Origin of the sequence: Kribbella deserti, assembly GCF_042434725.1 — a bacterium.
Lineage (GTDB): Bacteria > Actinomycetota > Actinomycetes > Propionibacteriales > Kribbellaceae > Kribbella > Kribbella deserti.
Genome location: NZ_JBHLTC010000001.1, coordinates 252,194 through 279,048, shown reverse-complemented (window position 1 = coordinate 279,048; position 26,855 = coordinate 252,194). Strand labels below are relative to the sequence as shown.

Annotated in this window: 21 protein-coding genes; 4 read left to right on the top strand and 17 right to left on the bottom strand. The window is 67.9% G+C overall.

Annotated elements, in window-relative coordinates; genetic code table 11:
• The first annotated feature begins 20 nt into the window (after nucleotides 1–20).
• Nucleotides 21–920, top strand: coding sequence for an aminoglycoside phosphotransferase family protein (locus ACFFGN_RS01275; protein WP_380043351.1), 900 nt, complete (start codon nucleotides 21–23; stop codon nucleotides 918–920).
• Between the two features lies 1 nt (nucleotide 921).
• Here ACFFGN_RS01275 and ACFFGN_RS01270 read toward each other — a convergent pair whose 3' ends face one another.
• Complete coding sequence (locus ACFFGN_RS01270; protein ID WP_380043350.1) at nucleotides 922–1,617, bottom strand: SDR family oxidoreductase; 696 nt, start codon at nucleotides 1,615–1,617, stop codon at nucleotides 922–924.
• 51 nt (nucleotides 1,618–1,668) lie between these two features.
• Between ACFFGN_RS01270 and ACFFGN_RS01265 the strand changes: the two genes are divergently transcribed.
• Nucleotides 1,669–2,565, top strand: a complete 897-nt coding sequence (locus ACFFGN_RS01265) for a helix-turn-helix transcriptional regulator (RefSeq protein WP_380043349.1) — start codon at nucleotides 1,669–1,671, stop codon at nucleotides 2,563–2,565.
• Nucleotides 2,566–2,589: 24 nt separating this feature from the next.
• Here ACFFGN_RS01265 and ACFFGN_RS01260 read toward each other — a convergent pair whose 3' ends face one another.
• Nucleotides 2,590–5,727: a S8 family peptidase gene (locus ACFFGN_RS01260; protein WP_380043348.1), complete on the bottom strand. Its 3,138-nt coding sequence runs from the start codon at nucleotides 5,725–5,727 to the stop codon at nucleotides 2,590–2,592.
• Nucleotides 5,728–5,931: 204 nt separating this feature from the next.
• Between ACFFGN_RS01260 and ACFFGN_RS01255 the strand changes: the two genes are divergently transcribed.
• Together ACFFGN_RS01255 and rpsT are read left to right on the top strand one after the other, a co-directional pair.
• Nucleotides 5,932–6,441 (top strand): SRPBCC family protein, encoded by a 510-nt coding sequence (locus tag ACFFGN_RS01255; protein WP_380043347.1) that lies wholly within the window; start codon nucleotides 5,932–5,934, stop codon nucleotides 6,439–6,441.
• A 497-nt stretch (nucleotides 6,442–6,938) separates the two neighbouring features.
• The gene (gene rpsT, locus ACFFGN_RS01250) at nucleotides 6,939–7,199 is read left to right on the top strand and encodes a 30S ribosomal protein S20 (protein ID WP_380043346.1); all 261 of its coding nucleotides are present in this window, start codon (nucleotides 6,939–6,941) and stop codon (nucleotides 7,197–7,199) included.
• 251 nt (nucleotides 7,200–7,450) lie between these two features.
• Here the strand turns inward: rpsT and holA are convergent, their stop codons facing one another.
• The 15 genes from holA to ACFFGN_RS01175 form a co-directional block, all read right to left on the bottom strand.
• Nucleotides 7,451–8,434 carry a DNA polymerase III subunit delta gene (gene holA / locus ACFFGN_RS01245; protein ID WP_380043345.1) on the bottom strand — a complete coding sequence of 328 codons (984 nt, stop codon included), beginning with the start codon at nucleotides 8,432–8,434 and terminating at the stop codon, nucleotides 7,451–7,453.
• Between the two features lie 52 nt (nucleotides 8,435–8,486).
• Nucleotides 8,487–10,532: a ComEC/Rec2 family competence protein gene (locus ACFFGN_RS01240; protein ID WP_380043344.1), complete on the bottom strand. Its 2,046-nt coding sequence runs from the start codon at nucleotides 10,530–10,532 to the stop codon at nucleotides 8,487–8,489.
• A gap of 529 nt (nucleotides 10,533–11,061) precedes the next feature.
• Nucleotides 11,062–11,985, bottom strand: a complete 924-nt coding sequence (locus tag ACFFGN_RS01235) for a ComEA family DNA-binding protein (RefSeq protein WP_380043648.1) — start codon at nucleotides 11,983–11,985, stop codon at nucleotides 11,062–11,064.
• A gap of 423 nt (nucleotides 11,986–12,408) precedes the next feature.
• Entirely contained in the window at nucleotides 12,409–13,254 is an 846-nt protein-coding gene (locus ACFFGN_RS01230) for a DegV family protein (protein ID WP_380043343.1), read from the bottom strand.
• 576 nt (nucleotides 13,255–13,830) lie between these two features.
• On the bottom strand, nucleotides 13,831–16,386 hold the full coding sequence (locus ACFFGN_RS01225; RefSeq protein ID WP_380043342.1) for an ATP-binding protein: 2,556 nt from the start codon (nucleotides 16,384–16,386) through the stop codon (nucleotides 13,831–13,833).
• A 383-nt stretch (nucleotides 16,387–16,769) separates the two neighbouring features.
• Complete coding sequence (locus ACFFGN_RS01220) at nucleotides 16,770–16,982, bottom strand: hypothetical protein (RefSeq protein WP_380043341.1); 213 nt, start codon at nucleotides 16,980–16,982, stop codon at nucleotides 16,770–16,772.
• 130 nt (nucleotides 16,983–17,112) lie between these two features.
• The gene (locus tag ACFFGN_RS01215; RefSeq protein ID WP_380043340.1) at nucleotides 17,113–17,526 is read right to left on the bottom strand and encodes a secondary thiamine-phosphate synthase enzyme YjbQ; all 414 of its coding nucleotides are present in this window, start codon (nucleotides 17,524–17,526) and stop codon (nucleotides 17,113–17,115) included.
• A gap of 6 nt (nucleotides 17,527–17,532) precedes the next feature.
• The gene (gene leuS, locus ACFFGN_RS01210) at nucleotides 17,533–19,962 is read right to left on the bottom strand and encodes a leucine--tRNA ligase (RefSeq protein WP_380043647.1); all 2,430 of its coding nucleotides are present in this window, start codon (nucleotides 19,960–19,962) and stop codon (nucleotides 17,533–17,535) included.
• A gap of 222 nt (nucleotides 19,963–20,184) precedes the next feature.
• A complete protein-coding gene (locus ACFFGN_RS01205; protein WP_380043339.1) occupies nucleotides 20,185–20,652 on the bottom strand; it encodes a DUF3592 domain-containing protein in 468 nt (155 codons plus the stop codon).
• A 65-nt stretch (nucleotides 20,653–20,717) separates the two neighbouring features.
• On the bottom strand, nucleotides 20,718–21,635 hold the full coding sequence (locus ACFFGN_RS01200; RefSeq protein ID WP_380043338.1) for a helix-turn-helix domain-containing protein: 918 nt from the start codon (nucleotides 21,633–21,635) through the stop codon (nucleotides 20,718–20,720).
• The gene (locus ACFFGN_RS01195; protein ID WP_380043337.1) at nucleotides 21,632–22,384 is read right to left on the bottom strand and encodes a phytanoyl-CoA dioxygenase family protein; all 753 of its coding nucleotides are present in this window, start codon (nucleotides 22,382–22,384) and stop codon (nucleotides 21,632–21,634) included. The genes ACFFGN_RS01200 and ACFFGN_RS01195 overlap by 4 nt, the downstream gene beginning before the upstream one ends.
• A 141-nt stretch (nucleotides 22,385–22,525) precedes the next feature.
• Nucleotides 22,526–24,301, bottom strand: coding sequence for a GMC family oxidoreductase N-terminal domain-containing protein (locus ACFFGN_RS01190; RefSeq protein WP_380043336.1), 1,776 nt, complete (start codon nucleotides 24,299–24,301; stop codon nucleotides 22,526–22,528).
• Nucleotides 24,301–25,197: a hypothetical protein gene (locus ACFFGN_RS01185; RefSeq protein WP_380043335.1), complete on the bottom strand. Its 897-nt coding sequence runs from the start codon at nucleotides 25,195–25,197 to the stop codon at nucleotides 24,301–24,303. The genes ACFFGN_RS01190 and ACFFGN_RS01185 overlap by 1 nt, the downstream gene beginning before the upstream one ends.
• Before the next feature lie 74 nt (nucleotides 25,198–25,271).
• Nucleotides 25,272–26,402 carry a CHRD domain-containing protein gene (locus ACFFGN_RS01180; protein ID WP_380043334.1) on the bottom strand — a complete coding sequence of 377 codons (1,131 nt, stop codon included), beginning with the start codon at nucleotides 26,400–26,402 and terminating at the stop codon, nucleotides 25,272–25,274.
• A 169-nt stretch (nucleotides 26,403–26,571) separates the two neighbouring features.
• On the bottom strand, nucleotides 26,572–26,850 hold the full coding sequence (locus ACFFGN_RS01175) for a hypothetical protein (RefSeq protein ID WP_380043333.1): 279 nt from the start codon (nucleotides 26,848–26,850) through the stop codon (nucleotides 26,572–26,574).
• Nucleotides 26,851–26,855 lie beyond the last annotated feature (5 nt).

Sequence of the window (26,855 nt, the reverse complement as noted above, 5' to 3'; positions counted from 1 at the left end):
CGGCGGCTTAGGGTCTGTTCATGGCACATGCGATCGGGGTCCGCACGCCGTACGAGGCGATTCCAGCCACCGTGCGCGCGTGGGTCGAGCGGGAACTGGGTTCGAGCGTCGTTTCGGCGAAAACGCAGCAGGGTGGTTTCTCCCCTGGTACGGCGGCCCGGCTGGTCACCGCGTCCGGGCGGCGCGCGTTCGTCAAAGCGGTCGGTCCGGAGCTCAACCCGGACACGCCGGCCCTGTTCCGCAACGAGATCACCGCCATGCGCGCGGTTTCGTTGCCGCACGCCCCGACCTTGTACGGCACGTACGACGACGGCGCCTGGGTCGGCCTGATGCTGGAGGATATCGACGGGGCCCTGCCGGTGCATCCTTGGCGGCAAGGCGATGCCGACCGGGTGCTCGAGGCTCTGGCCGAAGTCACCGCGGCCCTGACGCCATCCCCCTGGACGGCAGCTCCCGTCGCGGCCGAGCGCAGCGGCGGTTTCCTGAGCCGCTGGGGCCAAGTCATCGCCGACCGCACACCGGTTCCGGACTGGGCCCGCGGGCGCGAGGAGGAACTCGCCGTCATCGCGGCGGATGGCGTCGAAGCCCTTGCTAAGGGCAACAGTCTGGTCCATTGGGATCTCCGCGCGGACAACATTCTGCTGACCGGCGACCGGGTGGTGTTCGTCGACTGGACCTTCACCTCCCGGGCCGCCGACTGGGCCGACGCCGTTTTCGTGCACGCCGAGATGCGTTCGTCGGTCCGGCTCCCGCAGCTCGGAGACGACCCGGGCATCACCGGGTTCCTCGCGGGCATTGCCGGCGGCCTGCTGTGGGGCAGTCAGCAGGCGGCGCCGCCCGGATTGCCGACGATCCGCGCCTGGCAGCGCGGACAGGCCGACCTCTACCTGGATTGGCTACGGGAAAGACTCGGCTGGTGATTCACCATGGGACCGGGCCGGTCGCGCTGACGTACTGACCGGTGGGTCCGTCGGGACCGAGTCGCGCCATCCGGACGATGATCTCGGCGCCCTGCTCGATGGTCTGTACGCCGCGATGGCCGTTGAGATCGGTGGCGGTGAAGCCGGGATCGACCGCGTTGATCCGGAACTCGGGTAACGCCCGGGCGTACTGGATGGTCAGCATGTTCAGCGCGGCCTTCGACGACGCGTAGACCGGCGCCGCCATCCAGTCCGGTACGGCCGCCCGGTTGCCCTCGGGGTCGCTGGTCACCGCGAGCGATCCCAGGCCGCTGCTGACGTTCACCACCACGGGTGCGGCGGACTTGCGCAGCAACGGCAGGGACGCCTGGAACACTCGGATAGCGCCGAAGACGTTGGTGTCATAGACCGTGAGCATCTCGGCGGCGTCGATCTCGTCCGGGCCGACGAAGCTGCCGGGAATGCCCGCGTTGTTGATGAGTACGTCGAGGTGGTCGATCTCGGCGACGGCGGCTCGAACCGACTCATCGCTCGTCACGTCCAGGACGACGCTCCGAGCGCCTAGGCGGTCCGCGGCCGCCTTGCCGCGCTCGGGGTCCCGCGCCGCGATGTAGACGGCGTGGCCGGCGGCGACCAGTTGACGGGCTGTTTCGAAGCCGAGGCCCTTGTTGGCCCCGGTGATCAGTGTTGTTGGCATGACTCGAGCCTGGCCGCTTCAAGTGGTTCGAGGCAGTACAAGGCTTGTCCTATGGACTGGCAGTACCAGGATGCCGATCCAGAACACGGCAATACTGGGACGGTGGGAGATCTCGGAGAGGCGTTGCACCGTTGGCGGGATCGCTTGTCCCCTGCCGAGGTTGGTCTGCCTGTAGGCACCAGACGTCGCGCACCCGGTTTACGGCGTGAGGAGCTCGCGCAACTGGCTGGAGTCTCCGTCGACTACCTGGTCCGGCTAGAGCAGGGAAGGTCATCTGCCCCGTCACCTCAGGTTCTAGGCGCCTTGGCCAGAGCACTACGCCTGTCCGCGGCCGAACACGATCACCTGTTCAAGCTGGCCGGACAGGCGCCACCCGGGCCCGGGCAGATCAGCGTGCTGATTCCGACCGGCGTACAGCGTCTGCTGGATCAGTTGGACGGCGCGCCGCTCAGCGTGTTCGACGCCGCCTGGAACCTCGTCAGCTGGAACACGCTCTGGGCCGCGCTCCTGGGGGATCCGAGCCGTTTGACCGGTCGGGAGCGCAACATCCCGTGGGTGCACTTCACGGGTGCACCGACTCGTGTGGCGCATACCGCCGACCAGAAGGCCGCGTTCGAGCGTTCGATGGTCAGCCAGCTTCAGACGGCCATGGTGAGTTATCCGGACGATTCCGGACTTAGGTCGCTGGTAGCCGACTTGCGCCGGGTGAGCGAGCGGTTCGAGCAGCTGTGGAATCAAGCCGAGGTAGGCCCTGGCGAGGGGACCAGTAAGACCATCGAGCATCCCGAGCTGGGGCCGCTCATGCTCGAGTGCACGATCCTGCTGGTGCCGTACTGCGATCTGCGCATCGTGGCGTACACGGCACCTCATGGAAGCGAAACGGCCGACAAGCTCAAGTTGCTTGCCGTTGTCGGCATGCAGGAGATGGCCTCCGGCTCACCGCTCTGATGAGGGTGAGCCGGAGGACCGGGTTCAGCTGTCTACACGTACTACTGTCGAGCCGGAGCCGGAACCGCCGTCGCTGTAGGCGAGGTGGCCCAGGTAGTGCTTGCCGACGTCAAGCCCGCTCCAAGCGGCAGTGACGCTTGTACTACCTGCGACGGTCACCGGCTGGGATGCGGGAGTAGCCGTCAGGTTCCCGGCGGGAGGCCCGCTCAAGGCCCAGTGGTGGAGGCTGACCGCTTGAGGGTTGGCACCCGCGTAGAGGTCGACGTACACGTCGTACGACCCTGCGGCCGGGCTAACCAGGTTGACCTCTTCCTCGGCGGATCCACCGGTGCTGCCGCCAAGGAGCGTCGTCGTACCGGTCTTGTAGACGAACACGTCGATGTCGGTATTGGCCGGGTAGTCCGCGTCGAAGGTGGAGAACCGGGCGTACTTCGCTCCGGCCGGCACAACCACCGTGAACTTCGCGACGTGGTCATTGACCTGCGGGTTCGCCGTCGGGAACGAGACGCTCGCCGGGTTCTTCAGCTCGGCCTGGCTGATCGTCGAAGCGGTCAGACCCGTCACCGTCGTACTGAGCGTGCCGGTGTAACCCGAGGTGATCGGAACCTGGACCGAGCCACTCGTACCGGTACCCGAAACCTGGACCGGCGCCTTCACCGTCAACGGGCGAACCGCCAGCGTGCTGGTGACGGTGTGCTTGCCCGAGTACCAGTGCAACTTGCCGAAAGAGTACTGCTCCAGCGGCGCGCCCGTGTGCTCGAACGTCACCTGGTACGACGCCGTCCGCCCGGGCAGAACCACCAGCATGCGCGGGCTGACCGTCACCTTGATACCGGTCAGGCCTTCCACCTTCGGGAAGTACACCTCGGCGTACTTGCCGACGTTCTTCACCGTGCGCTTGACCGTCTGACGCCCGGCCAGATCACCGAGCGCGATCGTCGGGTAGTTCAGGTCGCTGGCGTCGATCGAACCTTCGGCGCACAGCTGGTGCGAGGCCGGGACCTGACCCGAACCACAGACGAACTTCGACCAGTCGGTGTAACCCGAGTCGTAGACCAGACCCGGGTCCATCGCCTTCTTCGGCTGGACCAGCCCCGCGCCGTAACCGAACGGCGTACCCGGCGTACCCGAGTCGTTCTTGATCGGCTGGCCACTGGCGTCCAGCGTGGTGCCGGTGGTGAGCAGGGCCGACTTGATCGCCATCGGAGACCAGGTCGGGAACTTGCCCTTCAGGATGGCGGCGGCACCCGCGATGTGCGGCGCGGCCATCGACGTACCACTGAAGAACGCGTACTGACCGCCGGAGGCGCCGAACGGGCTGGTCGCGGCGAGCACGTTCGTACCCGGCGCCATGATGTCCGGCTTGAGCAGATCGCCGCCGCCCGCGATGGACGGACCACGGCTGGAGGTGCTGGAGACCATCGGTGCGTTCACCCGAACGGCCTGGGCGTCACCGATCTTGGCGGTACCACCGGCGACGGCGGCGTACGCCTTGAGCTCGGCCCCGGTCACGTGATCGAGGTGGACCGTCGGCACCGAGTGCATGTCGGCGTCGAGCGAGCTCGCGGCCGGGTTCACCAGGACCATGCCGATACCGCCGGCGTTCTTCACCTGCAGGCTCTTGTCCACCCGGGCGCTGACGCCACGGTCACAGACCACGATCTTGCCGGCCGCCTTCGCCGGGTCGAGCGTGTTCGGCAGGCACAGCGTCGCGTCGCCATCGGTCGCGGTGGCGAGCTTGACGTCCTTGGACAGCGCGATCGGCGCGTTCGCCGTACCGCTGCTGATACCGGCGCCGGTGTAGACCTTGCCGTTGCCGAGCGTCACGGTGTTCTTGACGTCGCGGTCGTGCGTGCCGTTGGCGACGGTGGTCACCCACGGATAGGTCTTGCCGACGGTGCTGACGCCCGGACCGGTGTTACCGGCGGAGGTCGAGACGAAGACCCCGGCGCGGGCCGCGCGCAGGAAGGCGAGACCGGTCGCGTTGACGTAGGTCGAGCCCGAACCGGAGATCGAGTAGTTGATCACGTCGACGCCGTCGGCCACGGCCTGGTCGATCGCGGCCACGATGTCCGCGTCCGTACCGCTGCCGCCACCGGTCTGGTCGACGGCCCACAGCACCTTGTAGATCGCGAGGCGCGCGTGCGGGGCGATACCCGAGCCGTTGCCGTAGTTCTTGCCGAGCACGGTCATCGGTACGCCGAAGTTACCACCCGCCGTACTGGCCGTGTGCGTGCCGTGGCCGCCGTAGTCGCGCGGCGAGCGGTACTCCTCCGGAATCGGCCGATCACCGATACCCGCGTCGAAGTAGCGGGCGCCGATCACCTTGTTGTTGCAGGTGACGGGCTCCTCGACACCGACCTGGCAGGTGCCCTTCCACTTCGAAGCGATCAGAGCGTCGGACTTGCTGGTGGTCTTCAGCGGCGCGAAGCTCGCGCGCTCCGGCGTGAAACCCGAGTCGATGACGCCGATGATCACGCCGTCGCCGGCCTTGTCGATACCGCCCGCCTGGGCCCACGCGCCGCCCTTGCCGGACAGACCGAGGAACCTGGGAGTGTCCACCGTGTCCTGGTGCTGCGGTTCGCTCGGCTCGACGCTCTTCACCCCGTCCTGCTTCGCGATCTTCACTGCCTCGTCGTGCGTCATCCGCGCCGCGAATCCGGCGTACGTGTAGTCGTAGTCGTACAACTTCCGTACGCCCTTGGCCGAGCGCAGTACGTCGGCGCGCTCGCGCGCGAGGTGGCTCACGTACGCGCGAACGCCGGTGTTGTCCCGCTTGAGCTTGCCGCCGGGTGCGACCTTGGTCGAGGCAAGACCCTTCACTCCGCCGTCGTACTCCGCGACGGGCTCGGCGTCGAGCTGAACCAGGTACACGCCGGTCGACGACGGCTTCACCGCGTCCTGCATCGGCGCCGGGGTGGCGGTGCCGTCGGACGCCGTACGGGCGGCGGCGGGCTGACCGACCAGGCCCACGAGCAGCGCGGCGGCCGCTACCGCGGTGGCGGCGATGCGCTTGCCGGACGGGGTACGCCGGAGCGGGTGGTGCCCGCTAGCGACTGGCTGACCGGGCTGCTGGCCGGTTGAGCCGGGCTGGCTGGTTGCGCCGGGCTGCTGGCCTGTTGGGCCAGGGCGGGCGGGTTGCGCAGGGGTTGAGGCAGACACGTTTTCCTCCAGAACGTGTGGGCAGAACGCAGCGCTGGACAGACCTGCGGTGAGCAATGAGCCCCCACAGGCATGTGACAGTCCTCTGCACCCCCGAGGTGACCGGTGTCACGCAGGCCTGAGTATGCCGCCGCGTCAACCAGGTGTCACGCTCTGCTTGATCACTGTTCGATACTTCCGGCGTCAGCACAGGAGAAATCCGCGATGGCACAGCTCGAGCGTTCGATCACGATCCAGGCCAAGCCCGAAGAGGTGTACGCCCTGGTCAGCGACCTGCCCCGGATGGGCGAGTGGAGCCCGGAGTGCGCCCGCGTCACCTGGAAGTCCGGCGCGACCGGTCCCGCACTGGGCGCGCGCTTCATCGGGCACAACCGGGTCGGCAAGGCGCAATGGTTCACCCAGGGAGTGGTCACCAAAGCCGATCCCGCCCGCCACTTCGCCTTCGCCATCCGCTTCGGCCCCGTCCCCGTCGCCCTCTGGGAGTACACCCTCACCCCCTCGCCGGGTCTCAACTGCCCGGCAGCGGACGCAAACTCTCCAGCCCTGCCGTCCGACGGCTGTGTCCTCACCGAGAGCTGGACCGACCGCCGCCCAGCCCCACTCCGCCTGTTCATGGACCGCCTCTTCGGCCCCCGAACCCGCATCAACGCCCGCGGCATCGAAAGAACCCTCGCCGCCCTAAAAACCACCGCCGAATCCCCCACCCCCACCTAGTGTCCTGAGTCGGAAGTTCGTGCTTCAGCTCCGGTGTCCAGGTGCGTGCATCGCAAGGCGGAGAAGCGGTCGCGATGCTCTAGCATCGTGGCCGTTTCTCCAACGCCGCGAGGTGCGTGCCTGGGCGCCGGAGATGTGCACGAACTTCCGACTCAGGACACTAGTCCCCCTCCTACCCTCGCGCCTTCCGCTCCGCCCCTCCCCTCCGCGAGCGGTCGCTCCGCACACCCTTCGGCGCGAGGCCGTCCCATCCGCACAACTCCGCCGCGAGTGGTCGCGTCTACGCACCCCGCGCCCGTGCGCCTCGTCGGCCCGCGGAGGCGAGGGAAAGTCGGCGGGACGGGGCTCGTACGGTTGTGAGGGCGTCCCCGGTTCGGCCGGTTTGGTGGGGCCGTCGGGGCACTGGTAGTCTTGATCTTCGCGCGAGTGCGTTGGTACTCACCCGTGCTCGCACCACCTTCCTTTTCAACCGACACACCTGATCGAGGCTCTGCTCCGTGGCGAACATCAAGTCCCAGATCAAGCGCAACCGACAGAACGAGGCCGCGCGGCTTCGCAACAAGGCTGTCAAGTCGACCGTGAAGACGGCCGTGCGCCGTTTCCGCGAGGCTGCTGAAACCGGCGACGCCGCCAAGGCGCAGGAACTGGCCCGCGCGGCCGGTCGCCTGCTCGACAAGGCCGCCAGCAAGGGCGTCATTCACGCCAACCAGGCCGCGAACCGCAAGTCCTCGCTGTTCAAGCAGGCTTCCGCGCTCTGATCCACCCAAAAACGGACGCCAACCCACCATGGGCCGGCGTCCGTTTTGGCATGCCCTCTTCCCTCTGCTGAGCCCTGCGACGGCTGGGCGCCTGCACTCGCCAGTCGCCGGGGGCGAGGTGGTGGACTGGCGGCGTGGGTGGACGAACGACCACCCGGCCTTTCACTCGGCCGGAGCTGACGATCATGTTCGGCGCGTGTCGGGGCCGGGTCAACCCGCGGCTACTGCGGAACTGCCTCAGCTCATCAGTGTTAGCGGCGGCCGTGGGCTTGGCTGACGGTGATGACCATGCGTTCGAGGGAGTAGCCGGCGTCGCCGGAGGCGCCCTTGACGTCAGCGTCGGCTTGGGCGACGGCCTTGATCGCGGTGGCGAGGCCGCCGGGGGTCCAGCCTTTGGCTTGCTGACGCAAGGTTTTCAGTTTCCAGGGCGGTACGCCGACCTCGCGGGCGAGATCCGCCTCGCGCATCCCACTCGGCGCGCTGGAGAACTTCGCCAGGCCGCGTAGGCCGCCCGCCATCGCGCTGGTGACGAGTACCGCCGCGACGCCGCAGTCCATGGCCCATCGCAATTGCTCGAGGGCAGGTTCGGTCCGGCCGGCAATGGCGGCGTCCGCGACCGCGAAGCTGGTCACCTCGGCGCGACCGCCGAAGTACCGGCTGATCAGTTCGGTGGTCACCGGCTCGTTGCCGGCGTCGGAGACCAGCTGCGAGCACGCGCCGGCCAACGCCCGGAGGTCGTGACCGACCGCATCCACCAACGCGGCGGCGCCACGCTCGTCGATGCTGCCGCCGATCAGGCGGATCTCCCCCAGGACGAACTGCGGCAGCTCCCAGGTCTTCGGCGCCGCGGCGACCACCTCGGTGACGCCGGCCTTGCGCAGCTTGTCGAGAACGGCCTTGCCCTTTTGTCCGCCCGAATGGACCAGAACGACCAGTACATCGTCGGCCGGAGAAGCGGCGTACTCCAAGACGTTGGCCGCGACCTCGGGTGGCAGGTTCTCTAGTTCGCGGATGACGAGCATGCGCTCGGCTGCGAACAAGGAGGGGCCGGTCTGTTCGGCGAACATCCCGATGTCCAGCGAACCGCCCTGTACGTCGGTGACCTCGACCTCGGCGCCGCCCTTCATCACAGCGTGGGCGGCTGAACGCACCGCGCGGTCGGCGAGGAACGTCTCGGACCCGGTGACGAGCAGCACGTCACCGAGCTTGGGCGCGGAGGACTTTCGGGCAGCCATAACGCTGGCCAGCATGCCACGCGCCACCGACAACCCACAAAGCCCTGCCGCGTCAGGAATCGGCGTGGCGTTCCGTGGCGACCGCGAGGCCGTCGCCACGTCTGACGACGGCCACGGAGCCGCCGAGATCCGTTCGGATCACTCGCATGCCCTGACGCCTGAGCAGATCCAGCGTTCGCGGCGCGGGGTGGCCGTAGTCGTTGTCCACCCCGGCCGAGATCACCGCCAGCCGTGCGCCGGTCGCCGCGACGAATGCCGGATCTTGCCGGGCCGAACCATGATGAGCCACCTTCAGCACGTCGGCACGCAGATCCGCGCCGCTGGCCACAACCGCCCGCTGCGACTCCGGCTCGAGGTCACCCGTTAGGAGAATCCGTAGGCCGGCCACCTCCACCAATAGGGCAATACTCGCGTTGTTCTCTGGTGAGCCCTCGCCTTCCGAATTCAACGCCGGCACCCGAGCAGGCCAAACCACCGTCCATGCAAGGGCCCCCGCCGTACGTCGTTCGCCATATCGCACCGACCGAACCGGCACCTCGTGCTCGGCCGCAAGCTCGTGCACACGCGCAACCTCGGCCGGTGGCGAAAGGTACGGGCTGATGTCGATCTCGCCGATCTCCCGGCCCTCGAATATCCCGGCGATTCCACCCGCGTGATCAGCATGGAAGTGGCTCAGTACGACCAACGGGACCTGCCGGATGCCGAGGTCGTCCAGGCAGCGGTCGATCGCAGGCGGATCTGGCCCGGCGTCGACCACGACAGCCGCGCCCGGTCCGGCATTGAGCACCAGACCGTCGCCTTGGCCGACATCGCAGGCCACGAGCACCCAGTCGTCCGGGGGCCAGCCGAGCGACCGAACCGGCCGCAGTACGACGACGACCAGCAGGCACACGCACACCAGCATCGCGACCGGCCTGACCAGCAAGCGGTGCAGGCCGATCGTCAGTACGACGGTGAGCCCGACAAGCAGGGCAATACCGCCAAAGGTGACTGGCCACCGGCTAGTGGCCCCGGGCAGTTCCGCTCCTTCCGTCGCCACGAGAATGATCCAGCGCGCGGGCCAGGCCGCTATCCATCCCGCGAGACGGGCCAGATCCGCACTTAGCAAGGCGATTCCGGCCGCGCCGAAGCCGACCACCGTGGCGGGTCCGACCGCGGGCCCAGCGAGCAGGTTGGCGCCCACGGCAACTAGTGAGACCTCGCCGGACAACCAGGCGACCACCGGCGTACAGGCCAACTGCGCCGCCAACGGACACGCCACCGCCTCCGCCAACCAGCGCGGCATCCACGCGGTCATCGCGTCACGCCATCCGGGTGCAACCAGCACAATGCCGGCCGTCGCCAGTACTGAGAGGGCAAAGCCGATTGACCGTGCGAGCGAGATGTCCAGCAGCAACAACGCGAGTACTGCCGCGGACAAACTTCGCACGCCCCGGCGCGTACCACCCGACGTGATGGCCGCGAGCGCGACGACACCCATCGCCGCGGCCCGCAGCACACTCGGTTGCGGTCTGGCCAGGATGATGAAGACCACCACGGTGGCGAGCCCGACGACCATGAGTCCGCGAGCTCGTACGCCGAGCAGCCTGGCCAGTGGTACGACGAACGCCAGCAACAGCGTCAGGTTGGTTCCGGACACTGCCGAGAGATGGGTCAAGCCGGTCGTTTTGAAATCCTCGACCAGCTCCGGAGGCAGGCCCGCGTCGTCGCCCATGACGAGCGCAGGTACGAGACCGCGAACGGCTTCTGGTTCCGGCGCTACCGATTCGCGCAGTCCCGCTCGGACGTGTTCGGCCGCGCGGAGCCACCAGGCTGGCCCGGCGATCGGCCGAGGCGGCGCACGGGTCGACAGCACGGCGGACATGTCGTCTCCGGGTTGGACCTCCGCCAGTCGGCCGCTTGCGACTACCCGTTGCCCGAAGCGGACCTGAATCCACTGCGGCGAGCCGATCAGCAGCACGGGATTCCGGACTCGGCTGGTGCGACCGCGACCAGTCACCTCCTCAACGATTACTCGAACCACTACATACGGCGGCCGTCGCGAACCAGCCGTCCGCCGAAGCGAGGGATCACCGGCGATGCGGACGACTGTGCTCACTGCGGCTCCTTGCGCTGCGAGTTCCGGCACAGGGCCTGACCGCAACGAGTGCACTTGCAGGCCGGCGGCGAATCCGATCCCGCTCACCACCGCCAATAGACCCGCGACCGTCGCCGGGAGGCGTCTGCGCTCTGACCGGCCGAACTGCCGTCTGCTGCGGAGGACGAACACAACTAGCAGACCGATGACGGCAGCCAGCGCGGCAAAGCCAACAAGAATGCCGACGCGTGGACGCAAGCCGACAAGGGCAATCGCGACGGCCCACCCGACGGCGGCCGGCAACAGCAACCTGAGATCAACCCGGCGCTCTACCTCACCACCGCCTTCCCCCTCACCATCGCCTGCCGCTGCCTTTGACCCAGCCGACGTCGCCGCCACCTCCGATCTGACTGACACCGGCACAGGCGCAGCCGAATCGGGTCGGATCGACACCGGCACAGGCGCCGGAGCCGGAGGCTGGTCGGGGCCGGTCGGCGTGGGGGCCGCACCCGGAGGCTGGTCGGGGCCGGTTGGTGTGGGCGGGTGGTGGTCAGACTCGGACATGGGGTCTCAGGGCTTCGAACTTTTTGGCGCCTACGCCGCTGATCTCGAGGAGTTCCTCGACGGCGGTGAAGCGGCCGTTCTGGGTACGCCATTCGACGATGCGTAGGGCCAGCACAGGGCCGACTCCGGGTAGGGCCTCCAGTTGTGCGGATGTCGCTGAGTTGAGGTCCAGCGGTTGGCCTGCCGCTGGGCTGGATTTGTCGCCGCCGGTGCTCGGCTTTGGGTCGGGCCGGCCGTCGCTCTGCTCTGCGCCAGCGACGCCGATGAGGATTTGCTCGCCGTCCTGAACCTGCCGGGCGAGATTGACGGTTGTCAGGTCCACTCCTGGTAGAGCCCCGCCTGCTGCCGCGAGGACATCCGCGACCCGGGCTCCGGTGGTTGCGCGGATAAGGCCGGGGCGGCGTACCTTCCCAGCCACATGCACCACCACGCGGGCAGGGTCGGCCGAGGGCGACGGTGATGGAGGGCGGGTTCCGTTGGTGTCTGGTGTTGGTGGATTCGAGGCGCCGTCATGAGGGGACCCGCCTACTGGGGAACCGGAGGTGACGCCTACCGGTACGCGATCGACCGAGATCGGCTCGGGCCGGGACTTCAGTACGGTCCATCCTGCCCACAACAAGCCGAGCACCAGGACTATGGCGATGACGCCCAGGTGTTTTGGTGCCAGCGCCCATCGGCCGCCGCGCAGGCGGTCGACCAGGCCGGTCTCGGTGTCGGCGCCCCAGGGGTGATCGTTTGCCTCAGCGATTGGTCGCGTCGGTGTGCTCCGCTGCGGATCGGTCCACTCCGCCCCCGTCGAGTGGGCGGGTGGAACGGTCGTAGCGGCCGCAGAATCGGGCGGAATGGCAGCGGGATGAGATGGGAGAACGGACAGGTTCGGGTCTTGGGTCGGGGTCCAGCCGCCACGCATTTCGGCCTCCGGAACGGAATCGTCGGATACGTCCGGCCAGCGCCACGTCGGCAGACCCGACGCAGCCACGCCCGCCGCCGATACACCCGACGCCGACACGTTGGATGCCGGCACGGCCCACGTGGGCACGTCCAGCGAACGCTGGCCCGATGTCCGCGGGTTTCGCCCTGGCGCACCGGATGCCGCTGTTGGCAAGGTTGTCGCCGGCAGGCCGCGGGACTCGGAGGTTCGAGGGGATGAGGCCGCGGCTGCCAGGCGACGGAGGGCGTGCTGCCGTGCACCGGCGTCTTGCTCCCGGTGTTTACGGCGGCGTGAACTGACCATCACGCAGGGAAAGTACGAGCTTTTCCAACCCCGGAACGAACTTCTTCGCTACCTGTGGACAGACGCCAGCTCAGCTGAGAGATCGGTCAGCATGGCGGATCAGCTCTGGGGTGCGACCACGATGGCGAGCATTCCCGGCCCGACGTGGGCGCCGATGACGGCGCCGACCTCCCGTAGCGAGATGTCCCCGGCAGCGGGTAGTCGCGCCGCCAGACCGTCGGCGAGCACCTGCGCCTTGTCCGGATTCGCGAGGTGGTGAACCGCGATCGAGACCTCGCCCGGGCCGGCCCGATCAACGGTGATGTCGGCCAGCCGCGCGATCGCCCGGCTGGACGTACGGACCTTTTCCAGCGGCACGATCCGGCCGTCAGTGATGGTCAGCAGGGGCTTGACCGCGAGCGCCGTACCGAGCAGAGCCTGGGCCGGGTTGATCCGGCCGCCGCGGCGCAGGTACTCCAGGGTGTCCACGTAGAAGAACGACGACACTGCGGCCATCTGAACCCGCGCAGCCTCCACTACCTCGGCCAGCTCTCCCCCGGCGGCTGCAGCGGCTGCGGCGGCTAGTACGGGGAAACCCAGGCCCATCCCGATAGAGCGCGAATCGAGCACTCGAACCGGTACGGGCGACTCTTTCGCGCCGATCATGGCCGCCTCGTACGTGCCGGACATGTCCGACGAGAGGTGGATTGAGACGATCGAGGCGGCTCCGGCCTCGGCACACGCGACGTACGCGTCGGCGAAGGTCTGGGGAGCGGGCCTACTGGTCGAAACCGGCGTAAACGACTTGAGGGCCTCTGCGACGGCCTGAGAGCTCGTAGCCCCGTCGTCGTACGAAGTGCCGCCTATGACGACCTGCAGCGGTACGACGGTCAGCCGGTGGCGGGCCACCTCCAGCGACGTCAGACCCGCGGTGGAGTCTGTGACGACGTACACCGGGGCTGACATGAAGCGAGGTTACCGGATAGTTCGCCGGTCTTGGCGGGTGTAGCGCCACCCCTCCGTGGTTCCACACCCGCCGCTTGCTGACTCCCCCTCGGTGCCAGCACGCCAACCGACTTTCAAGTAGTTCGCCGGAGACCCCAGCGGCCGGCCTGCCGCGGGGTGACCAAACCCATGCGGCATCTGGCGGCCGGCCTACCCACACTCGTCCCCTGTGTCGTGTGCGGGTCTTACTGGGACCTCCTCCCAGGTGCGAGCACCTGGTGCGAAGTAGGCCGGGTAGTTCGCGAACCAGCACCCGGGAAGTCTCAGCCGCCGACCGGTGCCCCCACCGTCCGTCAGCCGGATTCCTTCCCGCGTCGCCTGAACCGGGCTCGAAGTGCTTCAGCGGTCCGGGCCGCCTCGGTGTGAACCCCGTCCACACCGCGGTTGCCTCCCCCTTACCGCCTCTTTGGTACCGAGCCCGGGTCCGATCTCTGTCTCGCGGTCCAACCCGTCCTACGAGAAGAAGTCTGCTCGAACCGACATGTCAGAACGAGGCAGAAGAACCGGCAGCTCCCCGGCAGCTTCGGCGGAGCCGCGTCACGAAAGCGCGAGCAGTACGTCGTCCGCCAGCCGCCGTACGGCCTCTGCGGGGTCGCTGGCGGGCCAGCCGTCGCTCAGCGGCACACCGCCGCAAACCTCCTGCAGTACGGCCCAGGCCGTCGGAAGCATCGGCGGGTCCATCGTCTGCTGCCAGGCGAGTAAATGGCCGCACAGCCGGTCGGCGTCCTCCGAGGCTCCACTGGCGCGTAGAACGGCTACAGCCTCTGGAAGTACGTCGAGAAGGTACACGACGCGTCCCTCGAGGATGAGCCGTCCGACCGCGTCCCGGACTGCGGAGCAGGCCTGCTCGATATCACCAGCACGCCGGGCCAACCGGCTCCGGAAGACCATCACCTGGTAGTCGAAGTACCCGCGGTGGCCCCGGATGTCGGCCTCGGCCTCGTCGATCAGCACCTGGGCCCGTTCGTACTCCCCGGCCTGGTAGTCGATCATCGCGAGACAGCCCGCCACCTTCGTACGGTCCGGGTCGTCCAGTGCCTGGCTCTCCCGCGCAAGCTCGGCCCAACGCCTTGCCTCGGCCAGGTTGCCCAGCTCGGCGTCTACCCGGCTCAAGGCCATGTACGCGATGTCGTCCGGGTATACGCCCGGATCGGCGAGTGCGGCCTCCCAGGCGAGCAGGAGCTCCTTGGCCTCGGGCAGTCGGCCCCAACGAGCAAGGGCAAGTCCGCAGGTCGCCTGGACCGTGGCAGATCTCTGGACGTTCGGGTGGTTCCGAGCGTCTGCGACGACTCCAGGGATCTCAGCCAGGCTTGACGTGTCCAGCAGCAGTGAGCCGGACGAAACCCACCCAGCGCGGGCCATCAGACCCATATCAGACTGCGGCGGGATGAGCGTCCTTGCCTCGCCATAGTGCGTACGGGCCGCACGTACGTCGCCGGTGAGGTTCGACAGCCGTCCGGCGATCGCCCGGAGCTTGCCGCGGGTTTCCTTGTCGTCAACGTTCTCCGCGCAGTCCGAGGCCCACCGGATGCCGCTCTCGGCCACACTTGCCTGGTACTGCCAGGCGATCCGGAACCCGAGCACGATCGTCGCTGCCACGTCCCAGTCGCCTAGCTCGGCCGCACGCTCCAGTGCCACCTCGAACGTCGCGGCGTTCGCGTTGGCCGCCCGGTAACGCCTGTCGCGGTCGGGACTGGACCAGGCGCCTTCCAGGCTGTCCGCGTACGTCGAACACCAGGTGACGGCCCGATCGCGGAATTCGTTCACGTCATCGTCTTGGGAGCCCAGACCGGCCGAGGCGTGTTCGCGGATGGTCTCGAGCATCTTGTAGCGAGTGCCGTACAGCTGCTCGAACTCCTCGACCGGCTGGAGCAGGGAGTTCTCAACCAGCTCGGACAACAACATGTGTATGTCCAGCTCGTCGATCGGTGATCCGGTGCACACCCCGATAACCGCATCGAGCGTGAACGGCGAACCGAGCATCGATACCCGGTAGAGCAACTGCCGGGCCGGATCCGAAAGGGCGTCCACACTCCACGCGATCGTGTCCGCGAGCGTCCGCTGGTGCGGAGCACCGAAACGCCTCGGCCCCGACAGCAGCCGGAACCGGTCGTCCAGTGCGGTCAATATCGCCTCAACCGACAACGCGCCGGCCCGGGCCGCTGCAAGTTCCAGAGCGAGCGGCAGACCGTCTAGCCGCTGGCAGAGCCTTGCGACGGTTGTGGCGTTGTCAGCGGTCAGAGCGAAGTCCGGCCGGACCCGAGCCGCCCGACGGCAGAACATCTCGACCGCCGGACTAGCGGCAATCTCCGCAAGGTCCTTGTCGTTCGTAGGAACCGCCAGCACCGGTACACGCCGTACAACCTCGTCGGGCAGACCGAGCGGGATACGGGACGTTACGAGTACGCCGATACCCGGGAAGCTCCGAACCATCCGGTTGGCCAGAACCGCCACACCATCCAGAACGTGCTCGGCGTTGTCCTCGACGATCACGAGCCCACCGGGCGGCCGACCGGCCAGAAGGTCGTCCAAGTCGGTAGTGCCGGGTGCCGTGCCGAAGGCGTCGAGAATCGCCGACGAGACCGCGGAGTCGCGTTGCACCGTCGTGAGGTCTACAACCACCACGGTGGTGTCTGCGCCCGAGAAGCGATCCGCCGCCGCCAAGGCGAGTTCGGTCTTACCAACGCCTCCCGGCCCAACAAGTGTCACCAGCCGGTGCTCCCGGAGCAGGCCTTCGATCTCGACCAGTTCCTGCTCGCGGCCCACCAGACCGTCGGGAATGGGCCTGGTCCCGCGCCAGCGCACACCCCGAGGTTCGGGCGCAGCGACGGCGACGACCGGCCGGGCGACGCCATGGCCGGCGGCAGCCAGGAACGCCTGCTCGTCGTCCAGGCCGAGAGCCTTCGCCAGCAGCCGCACCGAGTCCTTGCGCGGGCGAGCCACGCGACCCGCCTCCAGCTCGCGGATCGTACGCACGCTCAGGCCGGCGCGCTCAGCCAGCTCCTCCTGCGACAGTGTCGACTGAATCCGGAGGTCGAGCAGTAAGGCGGCGAAGTTACGCCCTCCCGCCGGTCGGCCATCCGCTTCCGCCACACCACACTCCGTTCCCCAGCACCCCTGGCGTCCCGCCCAACATATCCCGGCTCACGGGTATCCGGCCGGGCCGCGGTCCACCTGGGCCCGGCGGTGGACCCAGACCAGATTCTCCCGGATCACGCCGATCGCCGACGATCTGGCGTGGCGGAATCCTGCGTCACGCGGGCAAGAGCCGGCCGCACGCTGCCGCACCACGCGACCGGAAGGAACGCGCGGACGCGGGCCGGGCCCGTTTCGAATAGGCCCGAAGCGGCGCGGCCACCCGGCGCGTCAGCGCGCCGTACGAACGAAGCGGAACGAAACTCTAGTGTCCTGAGTCGGAAGTTCGTGCACATCTCCGGCGCCCAGGCAGCTGAAGCACGAACTTCCGACTCAGGACACTAGGCGCTGAGGCGTTTTACTTCGGCGGTGTGTTCGTACAGGGAAAGAACGCTGTTCCAGTCTTCGATGCGGGCGCGGGTGGTGGCGCGGCCGGTGTCGGCGTTCAGCAGGCTGCCGGTGCAGATACCGCGCATGGCGCGGATCATCAACTCGGTTCCAAGACCAACGCAGGACCCGAGCACAACGGTCCGCAGAGATTCAGGTGCTGCCATGCGGACTATTTCAGCGGAGTCGTGTTTCGGCAACGTAACGCCAACTACAACATCGCGATAAGTAACAAATAGCCCGGCAAACACGTGAAACGCGCAGCTCGATTACCTGACGAATTACTTCAAAAGCGAATTACCCGGCAAGCCAGGACAACCGCACCTGCCGGTCCGGATTGTCCACGTTGGTATCGACCAGGCAGATCGACTGCCAGGTGCCGAGCGCGAGTTGCCCGTCGATCACCGGAATGGACGCGTACGGCGGGATGAGCGCGGGCATGACGTGGTCGCGCCCGTGGCCGGGAGTGCCGTGCCGGTGGCGCCAGCCGAACCCGCGCGGCACCAGCTCCTCGAGCAGCGCGAGCAGATCGTCGTCACTGCCCGCGCCGGTCTCCAGGATCGCCACGCCGGCCGTCGCGTGCGGCACGAACACGTGCAGCAGCCCGTCGCCCGAGTCGGAAACCCGGGCGACGAACTCCGCGCACTGCCGCGTCAGGTCGAACACGACCTCACGCCGGCCGGTATGAACGTCAAGCAGCTCAGACCGCATCCTCGATCAGCCCGCGACGATGTTGACCAGCTTGGGCGCCCGCACGATCACCTTGCGCACGGTCTTGCCGGCCAGGGCCGTCTGCACCGCGTCGGAGGCCATCGCCATCGCCTCCAGGTCGGCGTCGGTGATGTCGGGTGACACCTGCAGGCGGTCCTTGATCTTGCCGGCGATCTGCACGATGGCCTCGACCGAGTCCTCGACCAGCAGCGCCGGGTCGACCGTGGGCCAGCCGGCCTTGGCGACCGTCGGCTCGTGGCCCAGGTTCTCCCACATGTCCTCGGCCGTGTACGGCGCGACCAGGCTCAGCAGGATCGCCACCGTCTCGACCGCCTCGCGCACAGCCGGGTCGGCCGCACCGGGACCGGAGTCGATCGCCTTGCGGGTGGTGTTGACCAGCTCCATGATCCGGGCCACCACCACGTTGAAGCGCATCGCCTCCAGCAGTTCGGTGACCTCGTGCACGGTCTTGTGCGTGGCCTTGCGCAGCGCCAGATCACCGGTGGCCGGATCCGCACCGACCGGCGCCTCGACCGAACCGGCCAGCCGCCAGGCCCGCTGCAGGAAGCGCAGCGAACCGCCCGGGGACATGTCGGCCCAGTCGATGTCGTCGTCCGGCGGGCCGGCGAACACCATCGTCAGCCGGATCGCGTCCACGCCGAAGGCGTCGATCTGCTCGCCCAGGTTGACGCCGTTGCCCAGCGACTTGCTCATCGCCTTGCCGTTGTTGATCACCTGGCCCTGGTTCAGCAGGCCGGTGAAAGGCTCGTCGAAGTCCAGCAGACCCATGTCGCGCAGGGCCTTGGTGAAGAACCGGGAGTACAGCAGGTGCAGGATCGCGTGCTCTACTCCCCCGACGTACTGCTGCGCCGGCATCCACCTCCGGACCGCCTCGGGATCGAACGGGCCCTCGCTGTAGTCCGGCGAGCAGTAGCGCAGGTAGTACCAGGACGAGTCGACGAAGGTGTCCATCGTGTCGGTGTCGCGCTGGGCGTCGCCACCACACTTCGGGCAGGACACGTTCACCCAGTCGGTCGCGGCCGCCAGCGGCGAAACGCCCTTCGGGGCCAGGTCCTCGCCGCGCAGGTCGGGCAGCTCCACCGGCAGCTGGTCGTCCGGTACCGGCACCTCGCCACAGGCCGGGCAGTGAATGATCGGGATCGGCGCACCCCAGTAGCGCTGGCGGCTCAGCAGCCAGTCGCGCAGCCGGAAGTTGACCGTGCGCTCGCCGGTGCCGTTCTGCTCCAGCCAGTCGATGATGGCGGCCTTCGCCTCGGCGACGCCCAGCCCGTTCAGGCTGACCTCGTCGTTGGCCGAGTTGATCGCCGGGCCGTCACCGGTGAAGGCCTTGCCCTCGAACCCCTCGTCCGGCTGCACGGTCCGCACGATCGGCAGATCGAACTTCTCGGCGAAGTCCCAGTCGCGCTGGTCCTGCGCGGGCACGGCCATGATCGCGCCGGTGCCGTAGTCGGCCAGCACGTAGTCCGCGGCCCAGACCGGCACCTTCTCACCGTTGACCGGGTTGGTCGCATACGCGCCCAGGAAGACACCCGTCTTCTCCCGTTCGGTGCTCAGCCGCTCGATCTCGGTCGAGGCCTTGACCGCCTTCAGGTACTCCTCGAAGGCCGGGCGCTGCTCCGCCGTACAGATCTCGTCGGCCAGCTTGGAGTCCGGTGCGACCACCATGAAGGTGGCACCGAACAGCGTGTCCGGCCGGGTGGTGAAGACCTTGATCGGCTCTTCGCGGCCCTCGATCACGAAGTCCGCGAAGGCACCCTCGGACCGGCCGATCCAGTTGCGCTGCATCAGCAGCACCCGCTCCGGCCACTTGCCCGCCAGCTGGTCCATGTCGTCCAGCAGCTGCTGCGCATAGTCGGTGACCTTGAAGTACCACTGGGTCAGCTCGCGCTTGGTGACGGCCGCGCCGCACCGCTCGCACGCACCCTGCACGACCTGCTCATTGGCCAGCACGGTCTGGTCGTTCGGGCACCAGTTGACGAACGACGCCTTGCGGTAGGCCAGGCCCTTTTCGTAGAAGCGCAGGAACAGCCACTGCGTCCACTTGTAGTACTCGGGGTCGGACGTGGCCAGCCGGCGGGACCAGTCGAAGCTGATCGCATACCGGCGAATCGACTCGGCCTGGGTCTCGATGTTGCCGTACGTGTAGACGGCGGGGTTCTCGTTGTTGCGAATGGCCGCGTTCTCCGCGGGCAGGCCGAACGAGTCCCAGCCGATCGGGTTCAGCACGTCGTAGCCCTGCTGGAACCAGTAGCGCGCCTGGACGTCGTGCAGCGCGAACACCTCGGCGTGACCCATGTGCAGGTCGCCGGATGGGTACGGGAACATGGTCAGCGCGTAGCGGCGCTCGGCGGACCCGTCGTCGCGCGCCTTGAACGGGTCGAGCTTCTCCCACACCGGCCGCCACTTGGCCTGCATGGCATTGAAGTCGTAGCCACCCCGATCGATCGGGGCGTCCGCCTCGTGCTGCACGTGCTCGCTCACCGTCGTACTCCTGCGTTTGTGATCTGATGAATGGACCTGGCCCGGAAATGAAAAAACCCCTCACACAGGAGGGGCTGCCGCACTGACCGGCGCGATCTCGGCGCCTGATTGCCAGTACGGCTAACTAAGGAGCAGGTTCACTCGCATGGCACCAGATTAGCGCATCTCGCCGCCATCTTCTGGCCGCTCCCCCCTCACCACGGAGACCGGGTGACGAACGATCCGGCCGGAGAGCCGCTTGACCAGTACGACAGCGCCCACGGCCAGCACGATCAGCACGATCCAGTGCAGGGTGCGATCGGGTTTCCAGTCGACCGTCTGGAAGCGTTCCGGCCGGTTGGTGTCGTACCTGACGTGCACCGTGCGGCCGATCTGCTTGTCCAATGCGTGGTACCGGGTGGTGCGCGCGGTGATGTGCCCCCGGTCCAGGGTGAGGAACCGGACCACCAGGACATGGCGACGGGTCTTGGCGTCGACGTCGACGACCTCGGCGGTCGCGAGTTTGCCCGTCTGGCCCAGTTCGTCTCCGGTCGTCATCGAACGGATCACCAGTCCGCAGCAGACGAGGTCCACGAGTAACAGGGCAAGCAGGACCAGGGTCAACCGGCGGCGGGGAGCGGTCATGGGCCCGCATTATGCCGACTGTCCGGGGTCAACCGGCCACACTCGGTAAAACTTTCGCAGGAACTTCAGACTCTTGGCAGGTGTTCCGTGCCTCCGGTCGTACGGAACACGCTCGGCGGCTTGCCATGGAAACGCCGGAAAGCCGTGCTGAACGGCCGTACGTCGCCGTAGCCGCAGGCGCGCGCCACCTCGGTCACGGTGCTCGCCGGGTCGAGCAGGAGTTGCGCTGCCAGTTCCATCCGCATCCGCCGGAGCTCGGTCATCAGCGATGTGCCGGTCTGCTGGCGGAAAAGGCGCTCGGCATGCCGGTCGGACAGATGTACGGCGGCCGCCACCTCCCGCACTGTGACGGGCCTAGCGAGGTTGTCGAGCAGGTGGCGCTGCATCGCGGTCACGACGGCCACGCCCCGGTCCCGCGGGGGCGGATCGACGGCCAGGTCCTCATCGATCGCGAAGGCCCGGGCGGTGTCGAGGACCAGTGCCGAGGCCAACGCGCCGAGGCCCGTCTCGTAGCCCGAGCGGGGTCGGTCGGCTTCTCCGGCTATGGCGGTCACTAGCGCGGGTAAGGCTCCGACCCTGGTTGAGACGACTGGACCGCTCGCACGGGTCAGTCCCGACCACCAGCCGGGGGTCGCGGTAGAGCCTGCGGTGGTGGCGTTAGGGCGGAAGGTGAATCCCCAGAACACGATGCCGAGCGGATCCGCCTTGCTGGACTCGATCTCGTGCACGTCGCCCGGCCTGGCTAGAAACGCCTCGCCCGCCCCCACGTCGTACGAGGTGTCTCCGATGCTGAAGCGGCCGGAGCCCGCGTAGGCCAGGCAGACCTCGTGGAAGCTGTGGCTGTGCCAGTAGTTCCGCCAGTACTCCGGGCGGTACATGTCGGTGCTGAGGAAGTCGGCGCGGAACCCGCCGACCTCACAGGACTCGAGCAGTCCGGCGAGGTCGGCGAAGCGATCCGCGCGCTCCAGCGACTCCAGGCTCAAGCGCCACTCCTGCCGGTCGGGTCCACTCCTCTCAGCATCATGCCCTGCCCGAGGGAGTGGTCGTGGGTACGAACGGTGGGCGGGTCGCCCGGGTCGCGGTACTGCACCAGCCAGGTGGTTCGCGCCTGATCGCTGACGTTCACGCCCGAGCCGTGCACGGTCAGGTAGGTGAAGAACAGCACGTCCCCCGCCTCGGCCGGCTGCGGTACGGCGGACTCGAACGGCACATCGGGCAGGTGGAACGAGCCCTCCGGGTCGTGCTCGCGCGGGCCTTCCAGATGGCTGCCGGGAATCACCCGGACGCAGCCCTTCTCCTCGGGCGCGTCGTCGAAGTGGAAGATCGCGGCGCCCACCCGGTGATGCGTGTGCGGGAAGAACGGATAGTCCTGGTGCAGCGGGAACGGCGACCCGTTCTCCGGCGGCTTCACGAACAACTTGGTGTGGTGGAGCTGCACGTTCGGCACGCCCATCACCGCAGCGGCCACGTCGGTGAAGCGTGGGTCCACCAGCAGCCGCGAGAAGGCGGCGTCGTAGAACTGGGCGTCGTGCAGGTGCTGCAGTTTGGTCTTCGTGGCGGACATTCCCGTCGCGGCGCCCCAGGTCGGGTCGTCGTCCCGGTTCAGCCTGGCCAGCAACTGGTGGCTGGCCTCCCGGTACGAGGCCGCTTCTTCCTTGCTGAGCAGGCCTTTGACCAGGACAAAACCGTCGGTGGCGTACTTCTTCGCGGCGAGGTTCAGGTCGGTCGTCATGGCCATAACGCTACGAATTCCGGCGTCCGGGCGGCAGGATCCACCCGGACGCCGATGTTCGCGAAACGGACATGCGTCATCGCGGCCTGGTCCGCACGAGCACGGGCGTTCGGCGGTCGCGCGGTCGGCCACCGCGGCGGGCTAGAGGCCGAGCTCGCCCAGTCGCACGCTGATCCGCGGATCGGTTGATACCACCGGCGCCTCTTTGCGCACCCACGCGTCGCCGCCGAAGTACGTCTCGAAGATCTTCTCGGCGGTCCGGGTGGCCAGGGCCTGGGTGGTGAGCGTCGGGTTCGGGCCGCCGAGGCCGTTGGCCAGGGCCGAGTTGTCCGCGATGAACAGCCGTTTCACCGCCCGGGCCTCACCGCGGGAGTCGAGCACGGAGTTCCGCTCGGACTCCCCCATTCGCATCGACGACTGGACGTGCAGGATCAACGGCGCCCAGTCGATCCGGTAGACCTTCTTCGCACCCGCGCCGCGCAGCAGCTCCGCCGCCTTGCGGGCCATGAACTCGCGGTTCCGCTTGGTCCGGGCGGTGCGTCGGCGCTGCTGGAACGACACCTTCGGGATCGGGCCGTTCTCGTCGGCGGGCAGGGCCGAGGTGGTGACCCGGTTCTGCGCCTCGACATCGTCATCGGTGATCACCAGCACACTGAGCAGCCGGTCGATACCGCCGGCCATCAGCTCCTTCAGCTCCGGGCCCATCAGGCGCCCGGCCGGCCCGTCCCAGGGACCTTCGGCACCGCGGCCGTTCTTGTACTGCCCGCGGATGCCGCTGTCGGACAAGGCTGTAGAGAAGGCGTTGAGCGCGGGTGGCAGGCCAACGTTCTCCAGGCCACCGAACGGCGGATAGTCCAGCCGGGCCGACGAACCGACGCCCTTGGGATTACCGGTGTAGTCGTCGAAGGACCCGATCATCCAGTCGAAGAAGTGATCGGTATAGCCCCGGCCGACCCAGCCGTTCGGATTGGGCAGACCACTGTTGAACCACAGCCGCGGATTCTCCGTACAACCGCCGGCCATCACCACGATCTTGGCGTCCTCCCGGTGCTCCGCACCGCTGGCGTTGTCACGCCAGGTGACCCCGGTCGCGGTCAGCTCGCCCTTGCGTTGCTCGGCGTGCACGCGAGTGACATACGCGTCGGTGATCAGCTCGACCGGGCGGCCGTCCGGCGCCCACACCTCCGCGGTCAAGGCCATCGGCACGTAGCTGTTGTCCGTCGACCGCTTGGCGAACTGGTTGCGTGGGGCACCGACCGGCCGCATACAGCCCTGGAAGCAGTACCCGCAGAAGGTGCAGCCGGTGGCCTTCGGATACGTCAGGAGATCCCGCCGCGAGGTCTTTCCCGCCGTTCCACCCGGTTGGAGGATCGCGTTCTCCTGTGGGCGGTACGACGGCCGGTGCGTGGTCTTCGTGGTCTGAACCGGGAGGCCCATCGTCTCGGCTCCGCGGAAGAACACCTGCTCCTTCGTCCCCATCGCGGCCGTCTGGACCGGCGCGGTGGCCTCGACCCACTCGAAGTACGGCACGAGCTCGTCGTAGCTGAAGGGGAACCGGTGGTGGATGTCGTACTCATTGCGGTCGGGACCGTCGTACCCCTGGAAGACGCCGGGATAGGCCCGCGGGTAGTTGCCGTAGAAGTGCTGCGTCGTACCGCCGACGCCCGAGAGCTGCCAGACGAAGGAGTTCTGCGACCACTCGCGGAACCACGCTGGCTTCGACCGGTCGGACGGGCCTAGGCGGAAGTACCCGGTTAGGGGGTTGTTGGCGTCGTTCTCGAAGGTGGTCCACTCGTCGCGGGGTTTGGCGTGCCGCGGGCCTGCCTCCAGCAGCAGTACGTCGAGGCCCTTGGCCGCGAGCTCTTTGGCCACGACCGGTCCGCCGCCGCCCGCTCCGATCACGATGACGTCGCGCATCAGTCGTGCACCTCCTGGCGCCCCTGGTAGTAGCCGATGAAGTCGTTCCAGCCCTCGACCGGGCCGTCCGGTTGATAGCCGGTGAGCTGCCAGCCGACCGGGCGTTTGCGCAGCCGCCGGGTCTTCGGGTCGTAGACCGCGAACTCGCTGTACGCCCCGAAGGAGGCGAACTCGATCAGCGCGCCACCGACGAACTTGAGCAGGCCCGATACCGAGGCCTTCAGCGGCTCCGGGAACCGCACATCCAGCAACGCGACCAGATCCGCGTCAGGTCCTTCGCACAGCTCGAAAACCTGAGCTTTCTCGGCATAGGTCAGCCGGGCGAACGGCGACAGGAACGGTCCGTTGACCGCAAGCGGATTGACCTGCGTGGCCAGCAGATTCAGCAGGCCGGCGATCGGGAACGACAGCGGTAGGACCTCGTCACTGTGCAACATCGTGGCCAGCGCGGCATCGAGCGTACGCAGCTCCGGAGGCAGCAGCTCGAGGCCGGGAAGACTGATCCCGGTATCGGCCAGGCCGGTGACCAGCGCCATCCCGATGGGCTGGGCCAGTGCGTCCGGGAACGGCACGAAGTTGTCGAGCGAGTGCAGCATGAAGTCGGTGGCGCCGGCTTCGAGCGCGCCCGGCGTCTTGCTGTAGGTGCCCTGGGCGCGCGAGTACTTGTCGGGGCCGGGCAGGGCGAAAACGGTCAGACCGTTCATGGTGTCGCGGGCGAGGGCCTGCAGTACTGGTCTCAGCAGGTTGACCAGGCCCGGCAGAACGGGATTGCCGGCGGCGTCCGCGGCTGGTGCGAGCACGCTGCGCGTCAGCATTCCCCCGGCGCCGAAGGCCGCGCCCAGCAGGCCGATCCGCGCCAGGAACGCGCGCCTGCCGAGCGGCGCATCCGTATTCACAAAGACCTCCAGGCTGCTCAGGACCAGCGACGTACTGGTCTTAACGAGCAGCCCGGAGGCAAGTCACTGCCGAATCAGCAGACGTTCAATGAAATAAGGTCTGTCAGCGGAGCGACGGCCAGTTCGTTCAACAGGCAGGACTGTTTCGGCGCTTCAGGGCGGTGCTTGGCGATCTGGCCGCGCACGGCGCCGCCGCTGAACTCGGTCGTGTGCAGGTTGGTGTAGAAACGCGACGGCTCCTTGGCGAGCTGCTGGGCCACCTCAACGCCGACCGTCGCCGTACCGGCGACACCGGTCACCGAGGGCGGTAGGCCGTCGGCATCGGCGAAGAGGTCCCCGACGACCGGGCCGTTCACGCCTTTGACGCCCGCGTGGATGTGCCCGTTGGTCGGTGCGGCGATTCCCGTCCAGACGCTCAGATACGAGACCTTGTCCTCGCGGGTCCGAAGCAACCAGAAGGCCCGTCCATCCGGGTCGCCGGACGGCTTCGGCCCGGGCACTTCCTGCTTACCGTCGGCTTTGGAGTGCAGGTTGGCCGCCGGGCCGCCTTCGAGGACGCCGTTGAGGTTCACCGCGTGCCGGAGGCGATGCAACTGGCCGCGAACGGCTCCACCGGGGTGTTCGGCGGTGTGCAGGTTCAGGTAGAACCCGGCCGGGTTGGCGCGGATCGAGTCCAGCAGGGCCCGATCCGTCACCCGCACGCTGCCGGTGATCGCCTCAACCCCAGCGGGAATGTCCGAACCGAGGAAATCCACCTTCACGCCGCCGTTGGTCCCGGCGACGCCCTGGTGGATGTGGAACGCCTTCGGGGCGGTGGTTTTGTGCCAGCGCAAGGCGTACGACACCTGGTCGCCCTTGATCCGGACCAAGCCGGTGGCCCGGCCGTCCGGATCACCGTTCGACACCTCGTTCTTCCCGCTCAACCGGGCCGCGAAATAGACCGCGTCCCCCTTACCGGCAGACGCATACCCCGTGGAAGTCGATGCACCGCGACCAGATTCGTGGGCATGCGTGGTCGCGGACGAGGCGGTGTCGGCGTGGTGCTGATGCGAAACTGGCGAGTCGGCCGCGGGGTTGCCCGCAGAGCCCGCGGGATCGGCGTTGTGGGCGAAGGCGGCACCGCCGAGCACGGCAGCACCGCCCAGGGCCGTCGCCGCGGCCACTCCGGTCGCGACGACGGGCAGCAGGTACTTGCGAAGGGACATCAGGAAAACCTTCCGTAGGAAGTCGTTTCGGCCTTCGATCTCCAGCACGGAAGGAAACCCGAATCGGTTCAGCTGACCACTGGCCGGAGCCCGAGGCGGCCGGGCTCTAGTCGGAGGCGGCCGGGCTCTAGTCGGAGGCGGCCGGGCTCTAGTCGGAGGCGGCCGGGCTCTAGTCGGAGGCGGCCGGGCTCGATCCGGTTGGGTTGGGGGTGGGGTCGTGCTCGGTGACGGGTGGCACGATCGGCCGCACCCGCGCCCAAAGCACAAACAGCAGGGCGAACGCGAGCATCGCCAGACCACCCCACAGATTGATGTTCAGCCCGTCGGCCTTGGCGATCTCGGCGGGATCCGCGATCAGACCGAGAACGGTCAGCACCACGCCGTAGATACCGATCAGGGCCGCGATCACCACGCGGATATCGAACGCACCGGTCTTCTTCTCTGCCATTGCTG

What these genes read in the sequence shown, in the direction of transcription:
- ACFFGN_RS01275 (WP_380043351.1), top strand. Translation starts at nt 21, where the DNA reads ATGGCACATGCGATCGGGGTCCGCACGCCGTACGAGGCGATTCCAGCC.
- ACFFGN_RS01270 (WP_380043350.1), bottom strand. Translation starts at nt 1,617, where the DNA reads ATGCCAACAACACTGATCACCGGGGCCAACAAGGGCCTCGGCTTCGAA.
- ACFFGN_RS01265 (WP_380043349.1), top strand. Translation starts at nt 1,669, where the DNA reads ATGGACTGGCAGTACCAGGATGCCGATCCAGAACACGGCAATACTGGG.
- ACFFGN_RS01255 (WP_380043347.1), top strand. Translation starts at nt 5,932, where the DNA reads ATGGCACAGCTCGAGCGTTCGATCACGATCCAGGCCAAGCCCGAAGAG.
- holA (WP_380043345.1), bottom strand. Translation starts at nt 8,434, where the DNA reads ATGGCTGCCCGAAAGTCCTCCGCGCCCAAGCTCGGTGACGTGCTGCTC.
- ACFFGN_RS01235 (WP_380043648.1), bottom strand. Translation starts at nt 11,985, where the DNA reads ATGCGTGGCGGCTGGACCCCGACCCAAGACCCGAACCTGTCCGTTCTC.
- ACFFGN_RS01230 (WP_380043343.1), bottom strand. Translation starts at nt 13,254, where the DNA reads ATGTCAGCCCCGGTGTACGTCGTCACAGACTCCACCGCGGGTCTGACG.
- ACFFGN_RS01220 (WP_380043341.1), bottom strand. Translation starts at nt 16,982, where the DNA reads ATGGCAGCACCTGAATCTCTGCGGACCGTTGTGCTCGGGTCCTGCGTT.
- ACFFGN_RS01215 (WP_380043340.1), bottom strand. Translation starts at nt 17,526, where the DNA reads ATGCGGTCTGAGCTGCTTGACGTTCATACCGGCCGGCGTGAGGTCGTG.
- leuS (WP_380043647.1), bottom strand. Translation starts at nt 19,962, where the DNA reads ATGCAGGCCAAGTGGCGGCCGGTGTGGGAGAAGCTCGACCCGTTCAAG.
- ACFFGN_RS01205 (WP_380043339.1), bottom strand. Translation starts at nt 20,652, where the DNA reads ATGACCGCTCCCCGCCGCCGGTTGACCCTGGTCCTGCTTGCCCTGTTA.
- ACFFGN_RS01195 (WP_380043337.1), bottom strand. Translation starts at nt 22,384, where the DNA reads ATGACGACCGACCTGAACCTCGCCGCGAAGAAGTACGCCACCGACGGT.
- ACFFGN_RS01190 (WP_380043336.1), bottom strand. Translation starts at nt 24,301, where the DNA reads ATGCGCGACGTCATCGTGATCGGAGCGGGCGGCGGCGGACCGGTCGTG.
- ACFFGN_RS01180 (WP_380043334.1), bottom strand. Translation starts at nt 26,402, where the DNA reads ATGTCCCTTCGCAAGTACCTGCTGCCCGTCGTCGCGACCGGAGTGGCC.
- ACFFGN_RS01175 (WP_380043333.1), bottom strand. Translation starts at nt 26,850, where the DNA reads ATGGCAGAGAAGAAGACCGGTGCGTTCGATATCCGCGTGGTGATCGCG.